We start from the raw sequence: 12,578 nt of genomic DNA on the forward strand, positions 1-12,578 counted from the left end.
TGAACGCGATGCCGCAGTCCCGCCCGTCAGAACCGTCGCGAACAACTCTCGCAGCGGTTCTGGCTTCTTTCCGCCGTGCGTTTGCCGGCATTGCGCTGATGAGCGGTGTCGTGAACATATTGGCGTTGACCGGCTCGTTCTTCATGCTGCAGGTCTATGATCGCGTCATCCCTGGCCGCAGCGTGCCGACGCTTGTCGGGCTGGCGGTGTTTGCCGGCACGCTGTTTGTTTTCCAGGGCGTGCTTGAACTCATCCGGTCGCGCCTGCTGGTGCGCATCGGCATGGGTCTGGACGCACAGTTGAGCGGCCAGGTCTACACCGCGCTCATGCGCCTGCCTTTGCGCACCAAGCTGGCGGGCGATGGCTTGCAGTCCCTGCGCGATCTCGATCAGGTCCGGTCATTTCTGTCGAGCGTTGGCCCAACGGCCCTTTTCGACCTGCCGTGGATGCCGCTCTACCTCGGCATATGTTTCCTCTTCCATTTCTGGATCGGCATGACGGCACTGGCCGGCGCCGTCATTCTGTTCGGCCTGACCTTGTTTGCAGAGGCCCGTACGCGCGAGCCCGCCAAAAGAGCCAACAGCCAGGCGGCCGCCCGCAACACGCTTGCGGAGGCCACGCGCCGCAATGTCGAGGTGCTGCAGGCGATGGGCTTCGGCTCGCGCATTGCCGAGCGCTGGTCGGGCATCAACGCCAACTATCTCAGCACCAACGCGAAAGCCAGCGATCTGGCCGGCACGCTTGGAACGGTCTCGAAGATCCTGCGCATGATGCTGCAGTCGGGCATACTGGCGATCGGCGCCTGGCTCGTCATCCATCAGGAAGCGACGGGCGGCATCATGATCGCCAGCTCGATCATGATGGGCCGGGCGCTGGCGCCGATCGAACTAGCGATCGCGCATTGGAAAGGCTTCGTCAATGCCCGCCAGGCCTGGGCCCGGCTGACCCAGTTGTTGGCACTGCTTCCCGAAACCGCAACCAGTGTCGACCTGCCGGCGCCGACCTCCACCCTTAAGGTCGAAGCCATCAGCGTCACGCCGCCGGGGGAACGCCGCGTTGTCGTCCAGGATGCCAGCTTTGCGCTTGAGAAGGGTGCTGGGCTCGGCATCGTCGGTCCGAGCGCCTCGGGCAAGTCGTCGTTGGTCCGCGCGATTGCCGGAATATGGCTTCCCATGCGTGGAACCGTGAGGCTGGATGGAGCGACGCTCGACCAGTGGTCGCCGGAAGAACTCGGCAGTCATGTCGGCTATCTGCCGCAGGATGTGCAGCTTTTCGACGGCACCATCGCCGAAAACATTGCACGTTTCGAACCTCAAGCCGCTTCGGACAAGATATTGGCGGCGGCCCGGGCGGCGGGCGTTCACGACCTCGTCGTGCATTTGCCGGAGGGCTACGAGACACGGATCGGCGAGGCCGGGTCGGCGCTGTCGGCAGGCCAGCGGCAAAGGGTGGCGCTGGCGCGCGCTCTTTATGGCGACCCCTTCCTGGTCATTCTCGATGAGCCCAATTCGAACCTCGATGCCGAAGGCGAGGCTGCGTTGACGGAAGCCATCCAGGGCGTTCGTGCGCGCGGCGGCATAGCCGTGGTCGTAGCGCACCGCCCGAGCGCGCTCGCAAGCCTCGACCAGGTTCTGGTGATGGCCAATGGCCGCGTCCAGGCGTTTGGCCCGAAGAATGAAGTCTTGAACAAGGTCACACGGCCGGCCGGCGTTCCCTTGAAGGTCGTGTCCGCATCTGAAGAGAATGTATCCTGATGGCCGTCACCCCAACCATCGATCGGACCATCCGGCGCTATCTGCTTGGTGGCGTGGCGGCCTGCATCCTTCTCGTAGGCGGCGCAGGCAGTCTGGCGGCGGTCACCGAGCTTTCCGGTGCGGTGATCGCGTCGGGAAAGATGGTCGTCGATTCCAGCGTCAAGAAGGTTCAGCATCCCACCGGTGGCGTGGTCGGCACCATTCTGGCGCGCGAAGGCGATGCCGTGGAATCCGGCCAGGTCCTGATCCGACTCGACGAAACCGTCACCCGCGCCAACCTGGCGATCGTCACCAAGGGCCTCGACGAATTCGACGCGCGCCTGGCCCGTCTCGAAGCCGAACGTGATGACCATGCCGGCATCGCCTTCCCAACCTCGCTGACCTCGAGGCGGGATGACACCGCCGTTGCGCGCGCCATGGCTGGCGAACAGTCGCTGTTCGAGTTTCGCCGGCAGGCTCGCGCCGGGCAGAAAGCTCAATTGGAAGAACGCATCGCGCAGCTTGCCGAAGAGGCCTCGGGGCTCACCGAACAACGGGAGGCCAAGAGCCAGGAAATAAAACTGATCGGCACCGAACTCGACAGCATCCGCAAACTCTGGCTCAAGAAGCTTGTCTCGATCGACCGCATGACGGCGCTGGAGCGCGACGCGGTTCGGCTCGACGGCGAACACGGGCAACTGACCGCATCGATTGCACAGGCGAAAGGCCGGATCGCCGAGACCCGGCTGCAGATCATCCAGGTCGACCAGGATCTGCGCAGCGAGGTTGCAACCGAGCTTCGCGATGTCCAGGGGAAAATATCCGAATTCGTCGAACGCAAGGTGTCAGCCGAAGACCAGCTCAAACGCATCGATATTCGCAGTCCGCAGAATGGCGTGGTTCACCAGCTTGCCGTTCATACGGTCGGCGGTGTCATTTCGCCGGGCGAGGTGATCATGCTCGTGGTGCCGGTGGCCGACGATCTGACCGTCGAGGCCCGCATCGCGCCGCAGGACATCGATCAGCTCTCGCTCGGTCAGGACGTGGCACTGAAGCTCTCGGCGTTCAATCAGCGCGTGACACAGGAACTGAATGGCAGCGTCAGCGAAATCTCCGCCGATCTCAGCGTCGACGAGCGAAGCGGCGCGGCTTTTTACACGGTTCGCGTCAGCCTGCCGCGCACGGAGCTGAAAAAACTGAAAGGTCTGACCCTGGCGCCGGGCATGCCCGTCGAAGCGTTCTTTTCGACCGGCAACCGCACCATGCTATCCTACCTGGTAAAGCCGCTGGCCGATCAGATCCAGCGGGCCTTCCGGGAGGAGTGAAGACGGGATCGACGCCTATTTGCTACGCCGTAGGTCAGCCAGACCTTGCGGCGGAAGGCATGACGATGATCATCGTGATCCACGAAATCGCCTTCGCGCGCGATGTCGCGGATGCCGTGGTTTTCATGCGCGACGGCGTCATTGTTGAAGAGGACCCGGCCCGGCAGGTGCAGTCCGAGCGAGAGGCGACCCGCACCTTCCTCAGCCATTTCCATACGCGTAACTGACCTTTGACGGGATGCGGGGGATGCCCGCCGCCCTTGCCTTTCTGTCCGACTCCCGACACGGTCCGAAGGGCCGCCCTGACTTTGCTTCCAAGATCGAGCTGGTTAATCTACCGTGTTCGCAGACCGAATGAACGGTCGGAGTGGGATATTTTCAGCGCGAAAAACATTAATAAAATCAGCTAGTTTGATGGCGCAATATCTCCGATGGTCGCCAAATTCTCGTCAGCGCCAACATCGTTGTCTCACATATTGACGTTAAATTAACATCACGATATGGTTCGTTTGATCCGTTAGGTGCTCATTGCTTTTGTATCACCGTTGCTCGTCGATCGTCGCTATATCCGTCGCCCTTGCCCCCGCCTGCAGGATTGCCTTGCAGTGCGCATCGCCAGTCGCTGAAAGAGGCGGTGACCATGCCCAGTCTGCTCGGAATCGATAACGGTCTCACTGTCACCAAGGCGGTGATCTTCGATGCCGATGGCACGCAGTTGTCCGTGGCGCGTCGGCGGGTGCCGCAATCGATGCCCCATGCGCGCTGGGTGGAGCGCGACATGGCTGGCCTCTGGCAAGCGACCGCCGACGCAATCAAGGAGGCGATCGCCCTTTGTGGCCGCCCGGCAGACGACATCAGGGCGGTGGCAGCGACCGCGCATGGCGACGGTCTCTATTTGCTCGACAAGGATCGTCGACCGCTGGGGCCTGGAATCCTGTCACTCGACAGCCGCAGTGGCGAGATTGTCGAACGATGGTCGGCGGAGCGGGTCTTCGAAGAAGCGTTGGCGCGCACCGGCCAGGCGCCGCATGTCTCGGCGCCGTCGGCGCTGCTGGCCTGGATCAGGAAGAACCAACCCGACCGCTATGGGCGCATCGGGCATATACTGGCCTGCAAGGACTGGCTGCGCTTTTGCCTGTCGGGCACGATCGGTACCGATCGTACAGAGGCCAGCACGTCATTCACGGATTTCCGCACGCAAGCCTTCGCGCCGGAAGCGATGCGCATCTTCGGACTGGACGATCTGTTCGACGCGTTGCCGCCGATGGCGCACTCTGCCGAGATCGTCGGGCATGTCACTGCCGAAGCCGCTGAAATGACGGGTTTGTCCAAGGGAACTCCGGTCGCATGCGGACTGCATGACGTGACCGCCTCGGCGCTTGGCATGGGCGGCCATGAGGAGGGCGTGCTCGCGATCGTCGCCGGGACTTATTCCATCAACGAAGTCGTTTCGTCAGAGCCGCGCGTCGACCCGCGCTGGTTCTGCCGCAACGCCATCGACGCAGGCCGCTGGAACAACATGGCGATCTCGCCCGCCTCGACCGCAAACTACGACTGGTTTCTGGACACGTTCTGCCGTTCTGAGCAGGACAAGACAGGTGCCGATGGAGGCTCCATTCACGACTTGCTGGCCGCGGAGATCGACGCGGCGCTGAAGAAGCCCTCGACCATCCTGTTTCATCCCTATCTGTTCGGCTCCCCCTTTGGCGATGTCGCCAGCGGCAGCTTTGTCGGCCTTCATGGCTGGCACAATCGCGGCGATATGCTGAAGGCGGTTCTGGAGGGCATTGCTTTCAATCACCGCACCCATGTCGAAGCCTTGCGCGAGGGCTTTGCTATCAGCGAGATCCGCCTGACCGGCGGCGGCTCGCGCAATCCGGCCTTCGTCCAGATGTTTGCCGATGTGCTGAACGCCCCGGTCACCATCACCTCGACCGACGAGGCCGCGGCCTTTGGCGCTGCCCTTTGCGCGGGTGCCGCGGTTGGCATCTTCGCGACGCCGCAACAAGGCGCCAGACAGGTCGGCATGACGGCACGCCAATACGAGCCGGTGCCGGCCTCAAGTGCTGTGTTCAACGAGCGCTTTTCCCTCTATGGCCGCATAGCCGGTGCGCTCGAACCGCATTGGCCGGAGATCGAGAAGCTGGCGCGGCCAGACACTGGGGGGACCGCATGATCAAGGCCGACGAACGACGCGAAGAGATCGCCGACTATGTGATCAAGCTCGGCCAGGTACGCATCGACGATCTGGTCGAGCATTTCGGCGTATCGCGCATGACCATCCATCGGCACATCGACCGGCTGGCGCAGCAGGGCGTGCTGCGCAAGCTGCACGGTGCGGTGACGGTTCAGCCTTCCGGCCTCTACGAAAGCGCCTTCCGTTACCGGGTGACGGTCAACCGGGCCGAGAAGGACGCGCTGGCGCGGGCGGCACTCGATTATGTCGAAGCCGGCCAGGTGGTGATGCTGGACGATTCCTCGACGGCAAACGCCGTCGCGACACTGCTGCTCGACGTCAAGCCGCTGACCGTCATCACCAACTCCGTGGCGACGGCGTCACTGCTGACCAATGTCGACGAACTCGACTTCATTTGTCTCGGCGGCCAGTACCACAACACCTACAACGCCTATATCGGTATCGTCTGCGAGAACGCCGTGGCGCAGCTGCGCGCCAACGTGCTGATCTGTTCGGCTTCGGCCATCACCGGAACCACGGCCTTCATCCAGGATCCCAATGTCGTGCGGGTCAAGCAGGCGATGATGGCCGCATCGGTCAAGCGCATCCTTTTGATCGACCATGCCAAGTTCGACAGGATCGCACTGCACGTCTTCGACGATCTGACCAGCTTCGATGTCGTGCTGGCGACCGAAGGCCTGGGCGATGCGCGGGCGCAAGCCCTCGAACGGGCCGGCGTGAAGCTGCGCATCGTCAAGACGAAAGCGCCATGAGCTCAAGCGAAGGAACACGTACGGAAGATCCCGCCGGGTGTTTGGCCGCCATGGCCGGGACCGGCGAGGTCGACGTCGTCATCCTTGGCGCCGGCATCAACGGAGCAGGGCTGTTTCGCGATCTGTGCGCGCAAGGCGTCAGCTGCCTGATTGTCGACAAAGCGGATTTCGGCTCCGGCACCAGCGCCGCGCCATCGCGGCTCATTCATGGCGGTCTGAAATATCTCGAAACCGGCGAGTTCGGGCTGGTGGCGCAGTCGACGCTCGAACGCAATTTGCTTCTAAAAAACGCGCCGCACTATGTCAGCCCGCTGCCGACCGTCATCCCGATCTTTTCCTGGAGCAAAGGCATGCTGGCGGCGCTGCGGACGCTGTTCGGCTCGACCAGCGCGCCGCGCAGCCGCGGCGCCATCCTGATCAAGATCGGCTTGATGATCTATGATTTCTATGGCTCGCGAAACCAGGTCATGCCGCGCCACCGCATGGTCGGGCGGCGCCAGGCGCTCAGTGAGATGCCAGCACTCAATCCCTCGATCGTGGCTACAGGCACCTATTACGACGCCAAGATAAGCCACCCCGAAAGGCTGGTGCTCGAACTGATCCTCGATGGGCTGCAGGCAAACGCGGCCTCGGCCAGCGCGAACTACACGGCGCTGGCGAAGTCCGCCGATGGCGTGCTGACCTTTCAGCCGGAGAACGGGGCGGTCTTTTCGGTGCGGCCGAAGCTGGTGGTCAATGCCGCCGGTCCCTGGATCGACGATGTCAACGAATTGCTTGGCGCGCCGTCGAAGATGATCGGCGGCACCAAGGGCTCGCACATCCTGTTGAAGCATGACGAACTGGTCAGAAGCCTTGCCGGACGCATGCTGTATTTCGAAGCTGATGACGGCCGTATCTGCCTTGTCTACGACTACCTCGGCCTGGCGCTGGTCGGTTCCACCGACATCAAGGCCGACAATCCCGACGAGGTGCGCTGCGAGCCTGACGAAGTCTATTACCTGCTCGACAGCGTGCGGACGCTGCTGCCGGGGATGGCGTTCGAGCGCGACCAGATCGTCTATGCCTATAGCGGCATCAGGCCGCTGCCGGCCTCGGATGCATCGCTGCCTGGATTGATCAGCCGCGATCACTCGGCGCCGATCGCCGAACCGGACCGGAACAGACCTTTCGCAGTCATCTCGCTGGTCGGCGGCAAGTGGACGACCTTCCGCGGCTTCGCCGAGGAAGTCGCCGACACCGTGCTCGGCCGTCTGCAGCGCAGCCGCAAGGTGACGACGCAAGCCATGCCGATCGGCGGCGGCAAGGATTTCCCGGCCGATGCTGCAGCGCGAGCAACCTGGCTGGCGCTGGCGCGGTCGGAAACAGGCATCGAAGAACGACGTCTCGACCAATTGCTGTCGCGCTACGGGACCAGAGCCCTGGAGATTGCGGGGTACGAACCGAACGGTGAGGGTCATCTGCCGGACGGCGAGGGTTATCTGCTGGACTCTGGCGGCTACAGCAAATCGGAAATTGACTACATCGTCCGCAACGAGTTCGTCGAACATCTGGCCGATATCGTCATGCGCCGAAGCACCCTGGCGATATCAGGTTCGCTCACAGGCCGGGACCTGCAGGAGATTGCGACGATCGCCGGACGGGCGCTGGGCTGGAGCGCCGGGCGCCTTGCAGAGGAAGTCGAGGCCGCAATTGTGGAGCTCGAGGGCCGGAACCTGATGCGGTTGGACTGATCGGGGCCGTCGCCGGTACCCTTTCCCCAAGGCAATCCGATCGGTTTGCCCAAGGATGCGCCATGCGCAAGCTATCTAACTCACAGCCGGATTGGGATTTTCCAATCCTTGAATATAACTGATCAGAAACAGATAGTTGATACAGATTATGGCAGCGATGAGTTGCGCATTCCCGCTGATAGCAGCAGGAAATAACACAGATTGACGTTAAATTAACACCACACTATGATCAGGCAACATGCGGGCCTCCTAATAGGCCAACGTTGCCTGCCGAAACGCCGGCAGACCGGCGTTTCGGGAAGAAGCGAGACTGTGAATTCCCCGCATGCGCATGCGCCAAATTCGGCGAGGGATTGACAGCGATGCCGGGATGTGAAAATTTTTGCACACAAAGATAATAATATCATCCTGGGGAGGAGATGGCTTGAAATCCGGCGGAACCGCTAACCGCGACCACGAATCCAGCCTCGCCACGCGCGCGGCTTGGCTTCACTATGCCGGGGGTCTCACGCAGGCCCAGGTGGCCAAGCGGCTCGGTCTGACCAGCCTCAAGGCGCATCGGCTCATCACCCGGGCCACCCAGGATGGCCTTGTCAGGGTGATCATCGACGGCGATGTCGGCGAATGCATCGATCTCGAGCAGCGGCTGATCGATGCTTATGGACTCGATTACTGCGAGGTCGTTCCTGATCTCGATCAGGACGAATTGCCGTTGAAGGCGCTTGGCATCGCCGGCGCGCAGTTTCTGAAGCGCGAGATCGATCGCGGCGAGGATATGCTGATCGGCGTCGGCCACGGCCGCACCCTTGCGGCAAGCGTCGAATATCTGACGCGCACCGCCGCCGCCCATATCCGTTTCGTCTCGCTGCTTGGCGGTGTGACGCGCAAATTCGCGGCCAACCCGCACGACGTCATGCATCGTCTGGCTGAACGGACCGGCGCGCAGGCCTATGTGATGCCGGTGCCTTTCGTCGCCAACACCGCCGAGGACCGCGAAGTGCTGCTTGGCCAGCGCGGCATCAGTGATGTCTTCGATTTGGCAAGCCGGTCCGATCTGATGTTCGTCGGTATAGGCACTGCCGAGCGGGAGGCTTCGCTGGTCGCTACCGGCATGATCGAACATTCCGAAATCGATGAAGTCAAACGCGATGGCGGCGTCGGCGAGCTGCTCGCCCACTTCTTCGACGACAAGGGACGCCCGGTGGAAACGGCACTGTCGGACAGAATTCTGGCACTGCCGCGGGACCAGTTGAAAGGCCGCAGGATCGTCGCCGTTGCCGGCGGCAAGGTGAAAATACGCGCCATCAAAGCGGTGCTCGAAAGCCGATATCTGAGCGGCCTGATCACCGACGAGTCCACCGCCCGTGCCCTTGTCGAACAGAACCAATCCAATGGTGCGAAGCGCCATGTGAACGGAGGATCGTCAAATGCGTGACAACGGCAGATCTGCCTTGCTGGCGGTTGCGTCATGAGCGCGAAGGCCACCGCCGCATCGACCCGGCAGACCTCGCCCGGCCTGCGCCGGGCACTTGCCGGCGCCGCGGTTGTCGTCCTGCTCGGCGCCATGGCGCTCGACACCAAAATGGTCAGGATCGGATCCGCCGGTGACGTTCGCAGCGCCGTCTTTTCCGCAGCAGACTACGGCAAGTCGGAATTTCCCAAGGTGCAGGCCGACGTCGAGACGCGTGCCGCAGACGCGGTGACGGTGGCGACGGCGATCGCCAAGGACAGGGCGACGGCCGAGAAGGAATACGGCGTCCCGGCCGGCGTCGGACCGGTCATCTCGGTGAAGTTCAGCGGCGTCGTCGGCGAGGGAAAATCGGGCATCTACAAGGTCGCCGTCGAAGGTGTGCCGGACACGTTGATGATCCGCGTGCAGACCGGGCCGGCGATCAACGGCACCGAGCTTCGTGACGCCACGGGCAAGATCACATTCGGCCAGTTCACCAATCAGATCGAGTACCAGGACGCCGGCTCGGCGCTGAACAACGAGATGAAGAAGGAAGTCTTGGCAAAGCTCGATACGAGCGCCTTGACCGGCAAGACGATATCGGTGGTCGGCGCGTTCAAGCTGGTCAATCCGAAGAGCTGGCTCGTCACTCCGGTGAGGCTGGACGTCAAATGAATCTGGCTGCCGACACCGGACCCGCGACTGGCGACGCCGTGCTTTCGGCGCGCAACATCGTCATGTCGTATGGCGGCGTTCATGCGCTCAAGGGCGTCAATTTCGACATCCATCGCGGCAAGGTCACCACGCTGTTTGGAGAGAATGGCGCCGGCAAGTCGACGCTGATGAAGATCCTGTCCGGTGTGTTCACGCCGACATCCGGCGACATCGTGCTCGACGGCAATCTCGTCAGCTTTTCCTCGTCCTCGGACGCGCGCGATCGCGGCATCTCGATCATCCACCAGGAACTCAGCCTGGCGCCCAACCTCAGCGTTCGCGACAACATCTTCATGGGGCGCGAACTGCGCACCAGGACCGGCCTCGACTTCGCCGAGGAGTCGCGCCAGGCGCGCGCCCTGATGGCCGATCTCGAAGAGGATATCGACCCGATGACGCTGGTCGAGGATCTGCGCCTGGGCCAGCAGCAGATCGTCGAGATCGCACGGGCGCTGTCGGTCGATTCGCGCATCCTGATCATGGACGAGCCAACCTCGGCGCTCAGCGCGACAGAGGTGGAGGTGCTGTTCAAGGTGATCCGCGACCTGACCAGCCGCGGCGTCTCCATCGTCTACATTTCACATCATCTCGAAGAAGCCTTGCAGATCACCGACTACGCCGTTGTCCTGCGCGACGGCGCGATAACGGCGACGGCCGAAGCCAGCGACATCGACCTCGAGTGGATCGTCCGCAACATGGTCGGCGAGAATTTCGATCTCGGCTCGCCGCCGACCGGTCATGCGTTTGGCGAGGTCGCCCTGTCGATCGAGGATGTCAGCGTCGTCGACACTTCGGGCTCGGGTTATTCCGTCGTCGACCACCTGTCGCTGGACGTCCGGGCAGGCGAGATCGTCTGCATCTATGGGCTGATGGGCGCCGGGCGCACGGAATTGCTGGAAGCCGTCGCCGGACGGGTGCCGATGGCAGGCGGCCGCGCGCTTCTGGAAGGCGAGGACGTCTCCGGACTGAGCATTGCCCAGCGCATCTCCAGAGGTCTTGTGCTGGTCCCCGAGGACCGCCAGCGCGACGGGCTGGTGCAAACGATGACTGTTGGCCGCAATCTCTCGCTTGCCAGCATCGAGGCGTTCGCCAAGGGGCTGTTTCTATCCCGTTCCAGGGAGCGTGGGCTGATCGAAGATTCGATCCGCAAGGTGACCATCAAGACCGCTGGCGGCAACGCCATGATCGGATCGCTGTCGGGCGGCAATCAGCAGAAGGTCGTCATCGGCAAGATGCTGACGACCAACCCCAAGGTCATCCTCCTCGACGAGCCGAGCCGTGGCATCGATGTCGGCGCCAAGGCCGAGGTCTTCCGCTTGCTGAGCGAACGCGCCGCGCAGGGCCTTGCGGTCGTCTTCTCGACCTCTGAGGTCAACGAGTGCCTCAGCATCGCGCACCGCATCGTCGTCATGCGACGCGGCAGGATTTCAGCTGAATTCGGCGCCAACGCCACCAAAGAGCAGATCATGGCCGCCTCCGGCGAAGCCGTGGTCGCCTGATCACCAGAGTTTCGGAGCCCAGACCCATGACCGACGTCAGCCAGGCCAGAAAACAGTCCAGTCCAAGCGCGGGCGGCGAAGGCTTTGATCTCGCCAAGCTGCTGCTTGAGGGCCGCGCTTTCTTTGCCCTGATCGTCATCATTGTCGTCTTTTCGATCCTGTCGCCTTACTACCTTTCGGTCGCGAATTTCCTCACCATGGCCTCGCATGTCGCCATCTTCGGAATTCTCGCGGTCGGCATGCTTCTCGTCATTCTCAATGGCGGCATCGACCTGTCGGTGGGGTCGACGCTGGGCTTGGCCGGCGTCGTCGCCGGCTTCCTGATGCAAGGCGTGACGCTGACCTGGCTGGGCGTCGTTCTCTATCCGCCGGTCTGGGTGGTCGCGGTGATTGCCTGCATGCTGGGCGCCGGCGTCGGGCTGATCAACGGCGTGCTCATCGCGCGCTTCAAGGTTCCAGCCTTCGTGGCGACGCTCGGCGTCATGTACATGGCGCGCGGCCTGGCGCTGCTGATGACCAGCGGTCTGACCTACAACAATCTCGGCGGCAAGCCGGAGCTCGGAAACACCGGTTTCGATGCGCTTGGCTTCAACCGCCTATTCGGCGTGCCGACCGGCGTGGTGGTTCTCGCGGTCATCGCGCTCATCGGCAGCATCGTCTTGAATCGCACCGCCTTCGGGCGCTGGCTCTACGCATCAGGCGGCAATGAGCGCGCGGCCGAACTGTCCGGCGTTCCGGTCAAGTCCGTGCAGATTTCCGTCTATGTGCTGTCAGGCGTCTGTGCCGCCATTGCCGGCCTTATTCTGTCCTCGCAGCTGACGTCGGCGGGACCGACCGCGGGCACCACCTACGAACTGACGGCCATCGCGGCCGTCGTCATCGGCGGCGCGGCGCTGACCGGCGGCCGCGGCAACATCCGCGGAACCCTGCTCGGGGCCTTCGTCATCGGGTTCCTGTCCGATGGTCTGGTGATCATCGGCATCTCGTCCTACTGGCAGACAGTGTTCACGGGCGCGGTCATCGTGCTCGCCGTGCTGCTCAATGCCGTTCAGTATCGCCGCCGTAGCAAGCTCCCAGCTTCGACAGGTGGCCAACCGACTTCTCAGAAACGGGGGAAGGCCGAAGCGGCCAATCCTGCCCAAGGGAAGACTGCCAGGTGAACTGGCAGCAACACCGCG

At 62.8% G+C, this 12,578-nt stretch carries 9 protein-coding genes and 1 pseudogene; all 10 read left to right on the forward strand.

Annotation, left to right across the window (positions count from 1 at the left end; all coding sequences use genetic code 11):
• The first annotated feature begins 8 nt into the window (after positions 1 to 8).
• On the forward strand, positions 9 to 1,754 hold the full coding sequence (locus ACFOJ9_RS07735) for a type I secretion system permease/ATPase (protein WP_378978219.1): 1,746 nt from the start codon (positions 9 to 11) through the stop codon (positions 1,752 to 1,754).
• Complete coding sequence (locus ACFOJ9_RS07740) at positions 1,754 to 3,058, forward strand: HlyD family type I secretion periplasmic adaptor subunit (protein ID WP_378978221.1); 1,305 nt, start codon at positions 1,754 to 1,756, stop codon at positions 3,056 to 3,058. The genes ACFOJ9_RS07735 and ACFOJ9_RS07740 overlap by 1 nt, the downstream gene beginning before the upstream one ends.
• 44 nt (positions 3,059 to 3,102) lie before the next feature.
• A pseudogene (locus ACFOJ9_RS07745) lies at positions 3,103 to 3,285 on the forward strand (amino acid ABC transporter ATP-binding protein); the annotation flags it as partial.
• A gap of 413 nt (positions 3,286 to 3,698) precedes the next feature.
• Positions 3,699 to 5,234, forward strand: coding sequence for an FGGY-family carbohydrate kinase (locus ACFOJ9_RS07750; protein ID WP_378978223.1), 1,536 nt, complete (start codon positions 3,699 to 3,701; stop codon positions 5,232 to 5,234).
• Complete coding sequence (locus ACFOJ9_RS07755) at positions 5,231 to 6,007, forward strand: DeoR/GlpR family DNA-binding transcription regulator (RefSeq protein WP_378978225.1); 777 nt, start codon at positions 5,231 to 5,233, stop codon at positions 6,005 to 6,007. The genes ACFOJ9_RS07750 and ACFOJ9_RS07755 overlap by 4 nt, the downstream gene beginning before the upstream one ends.
• Complete coding sequence (locus ACFOJ9_RS07760) at positions 6,004 to 7,737, forward strand: glycerol-3-phosphate dehydrogenase/oxidase (RefSeq protein WP_378978227.1); 1,734 nt, start codon at positions 6,004 to 6,006, stop codon at positions 7,735 to 7,737. The genes ACFOJ9_RS07755 and ACFOJ9_RS07760 overlap by 4 nt, the downstream gene beginning before the upstream one ends.
• A gap of 424 nt (positions 7,738 to 8,161) precedes the next feature.
• Positions 8,162 to 9,172 (forward strand): sugar-binding transcriptional regulator, encoded by a 1,011-nt coding sequence (locus ACFOJ9_RS07765; protein WP_378978229.1) that lies wholly within the window; start codon positions 8,162 to 8,164, stop codon positions 9,170 to 9,172.
• 33 nt (positions 9,173 to 9,205) lie between these two features.
• The gene (locus tag ACFOJ9_RS07770) at positions 9,206 to 9,862 is read left to right on the forward strand and encodes a DUF2291 family protein (RefSeq protein WP_378978231.1); all 657 of its coding nucleotides are present in this window, start codon (positions 9,206 to 9,208) and stop codon (positions 9,860 to 9,862) included.
• Positions 9,859 to 11,400, forward strand: a complete 1,542-nt coding sequence (locus tag ACFOJ9_RS07775) for a sugar ABC transporter ATP-binding protein (protein WP_378978233.1) — start codon at positions 9,859 to 9,861, stop codon at positions 11,398 to 11,400. The genes ACFOJ9_RS07770 and ACFOJ9_RS07775 overlap by 4 nt, the downstream gene beginning before the upstream one ends.
• Positions 11,401 to 11,426: 26 nt before the next feature.
• Positions 11,427 to 12,560 (forward strand): ABC transporter permease, encoded by a 1,134-nt coding sequence (locus tag ACFOJ9_RS07780; protein WP_378978235.1) that lies wholly within the window; start codon positions 11,427 to 11,429, stop codon positions 12,558 to 12,560.
• The last annotated feature ends 18 nt before the right edge of the window (positions 12,561 to 12,578 follow it).

It is taken from the genome of Mesorhizobium cantuariense (assembly GCF_042647205.1).
Taxonomy (GTDB): domain Bacteria; phylum Pseudomonadota; class Alphaproteobacteria; order Rhizobiales; family Rhizobiaceae; genus Mesorhizobium; species Mesorhizobium cantuariense.

Coding starts and splice junctions, on each gene's coding strand:
- ACFOJ9_RS07735 (WP_378978219.1), top strand. CDS start 9: ATGCCGCAGTCCCGCCCGTCAGAACCGTCGCGAACAACTCTCGCAGCG.
- ACFOJ9_RS07740 (WP_378978221.1), top strand. CDS start 1,754: ATGGCCGTCACCCCAACCATCGATCGGACCATCCGGCGCTATCTGCTT.
- ACFOJ9_RS07750 (WP_378978223.1), top strand. CDS start 3,699: ATGCCCAGTCTGCTCGGAATCGATAACGGTCTCACTGTCACCAAGGCG.
- ACFOJ9_RS07755 (WP_378978225.1), top strand. CDS start 5,231: ATGATCAAGGCCGACGAACGACGCGAAGAGATCGCCGACTATGTGATC.
- ACFOJ9_RS07760 (WP_378978227.1), top strand. CDS start 6,004: ATGAGCTCAAGCGAAGGAACACGTACGGAAGATCCCGCCGGGTGTTTG.
- ACFOJ9_RS07770 (WP_378978231.1), top strand. CDS start 9,206: ATGAGCGCGAAGGCCACCGCCGCATCGACCCGGCAGACCTCGCCCGGC.
- ACFOJ9_RS07775 (WP_378978233.1), top strand. CDS start 9,859: ATGAATCTGGCTGCCGACACCGGACCCGCGACTGGCGACGCCGTGCTT.
- ACFOJ9_RS07780 (WP_378978235.1), top strand. CDS start 11,427: ATGACCGACGTCAGCCAGGCCAGAAAACAGTCCAGTCCAAGCGCGGGC.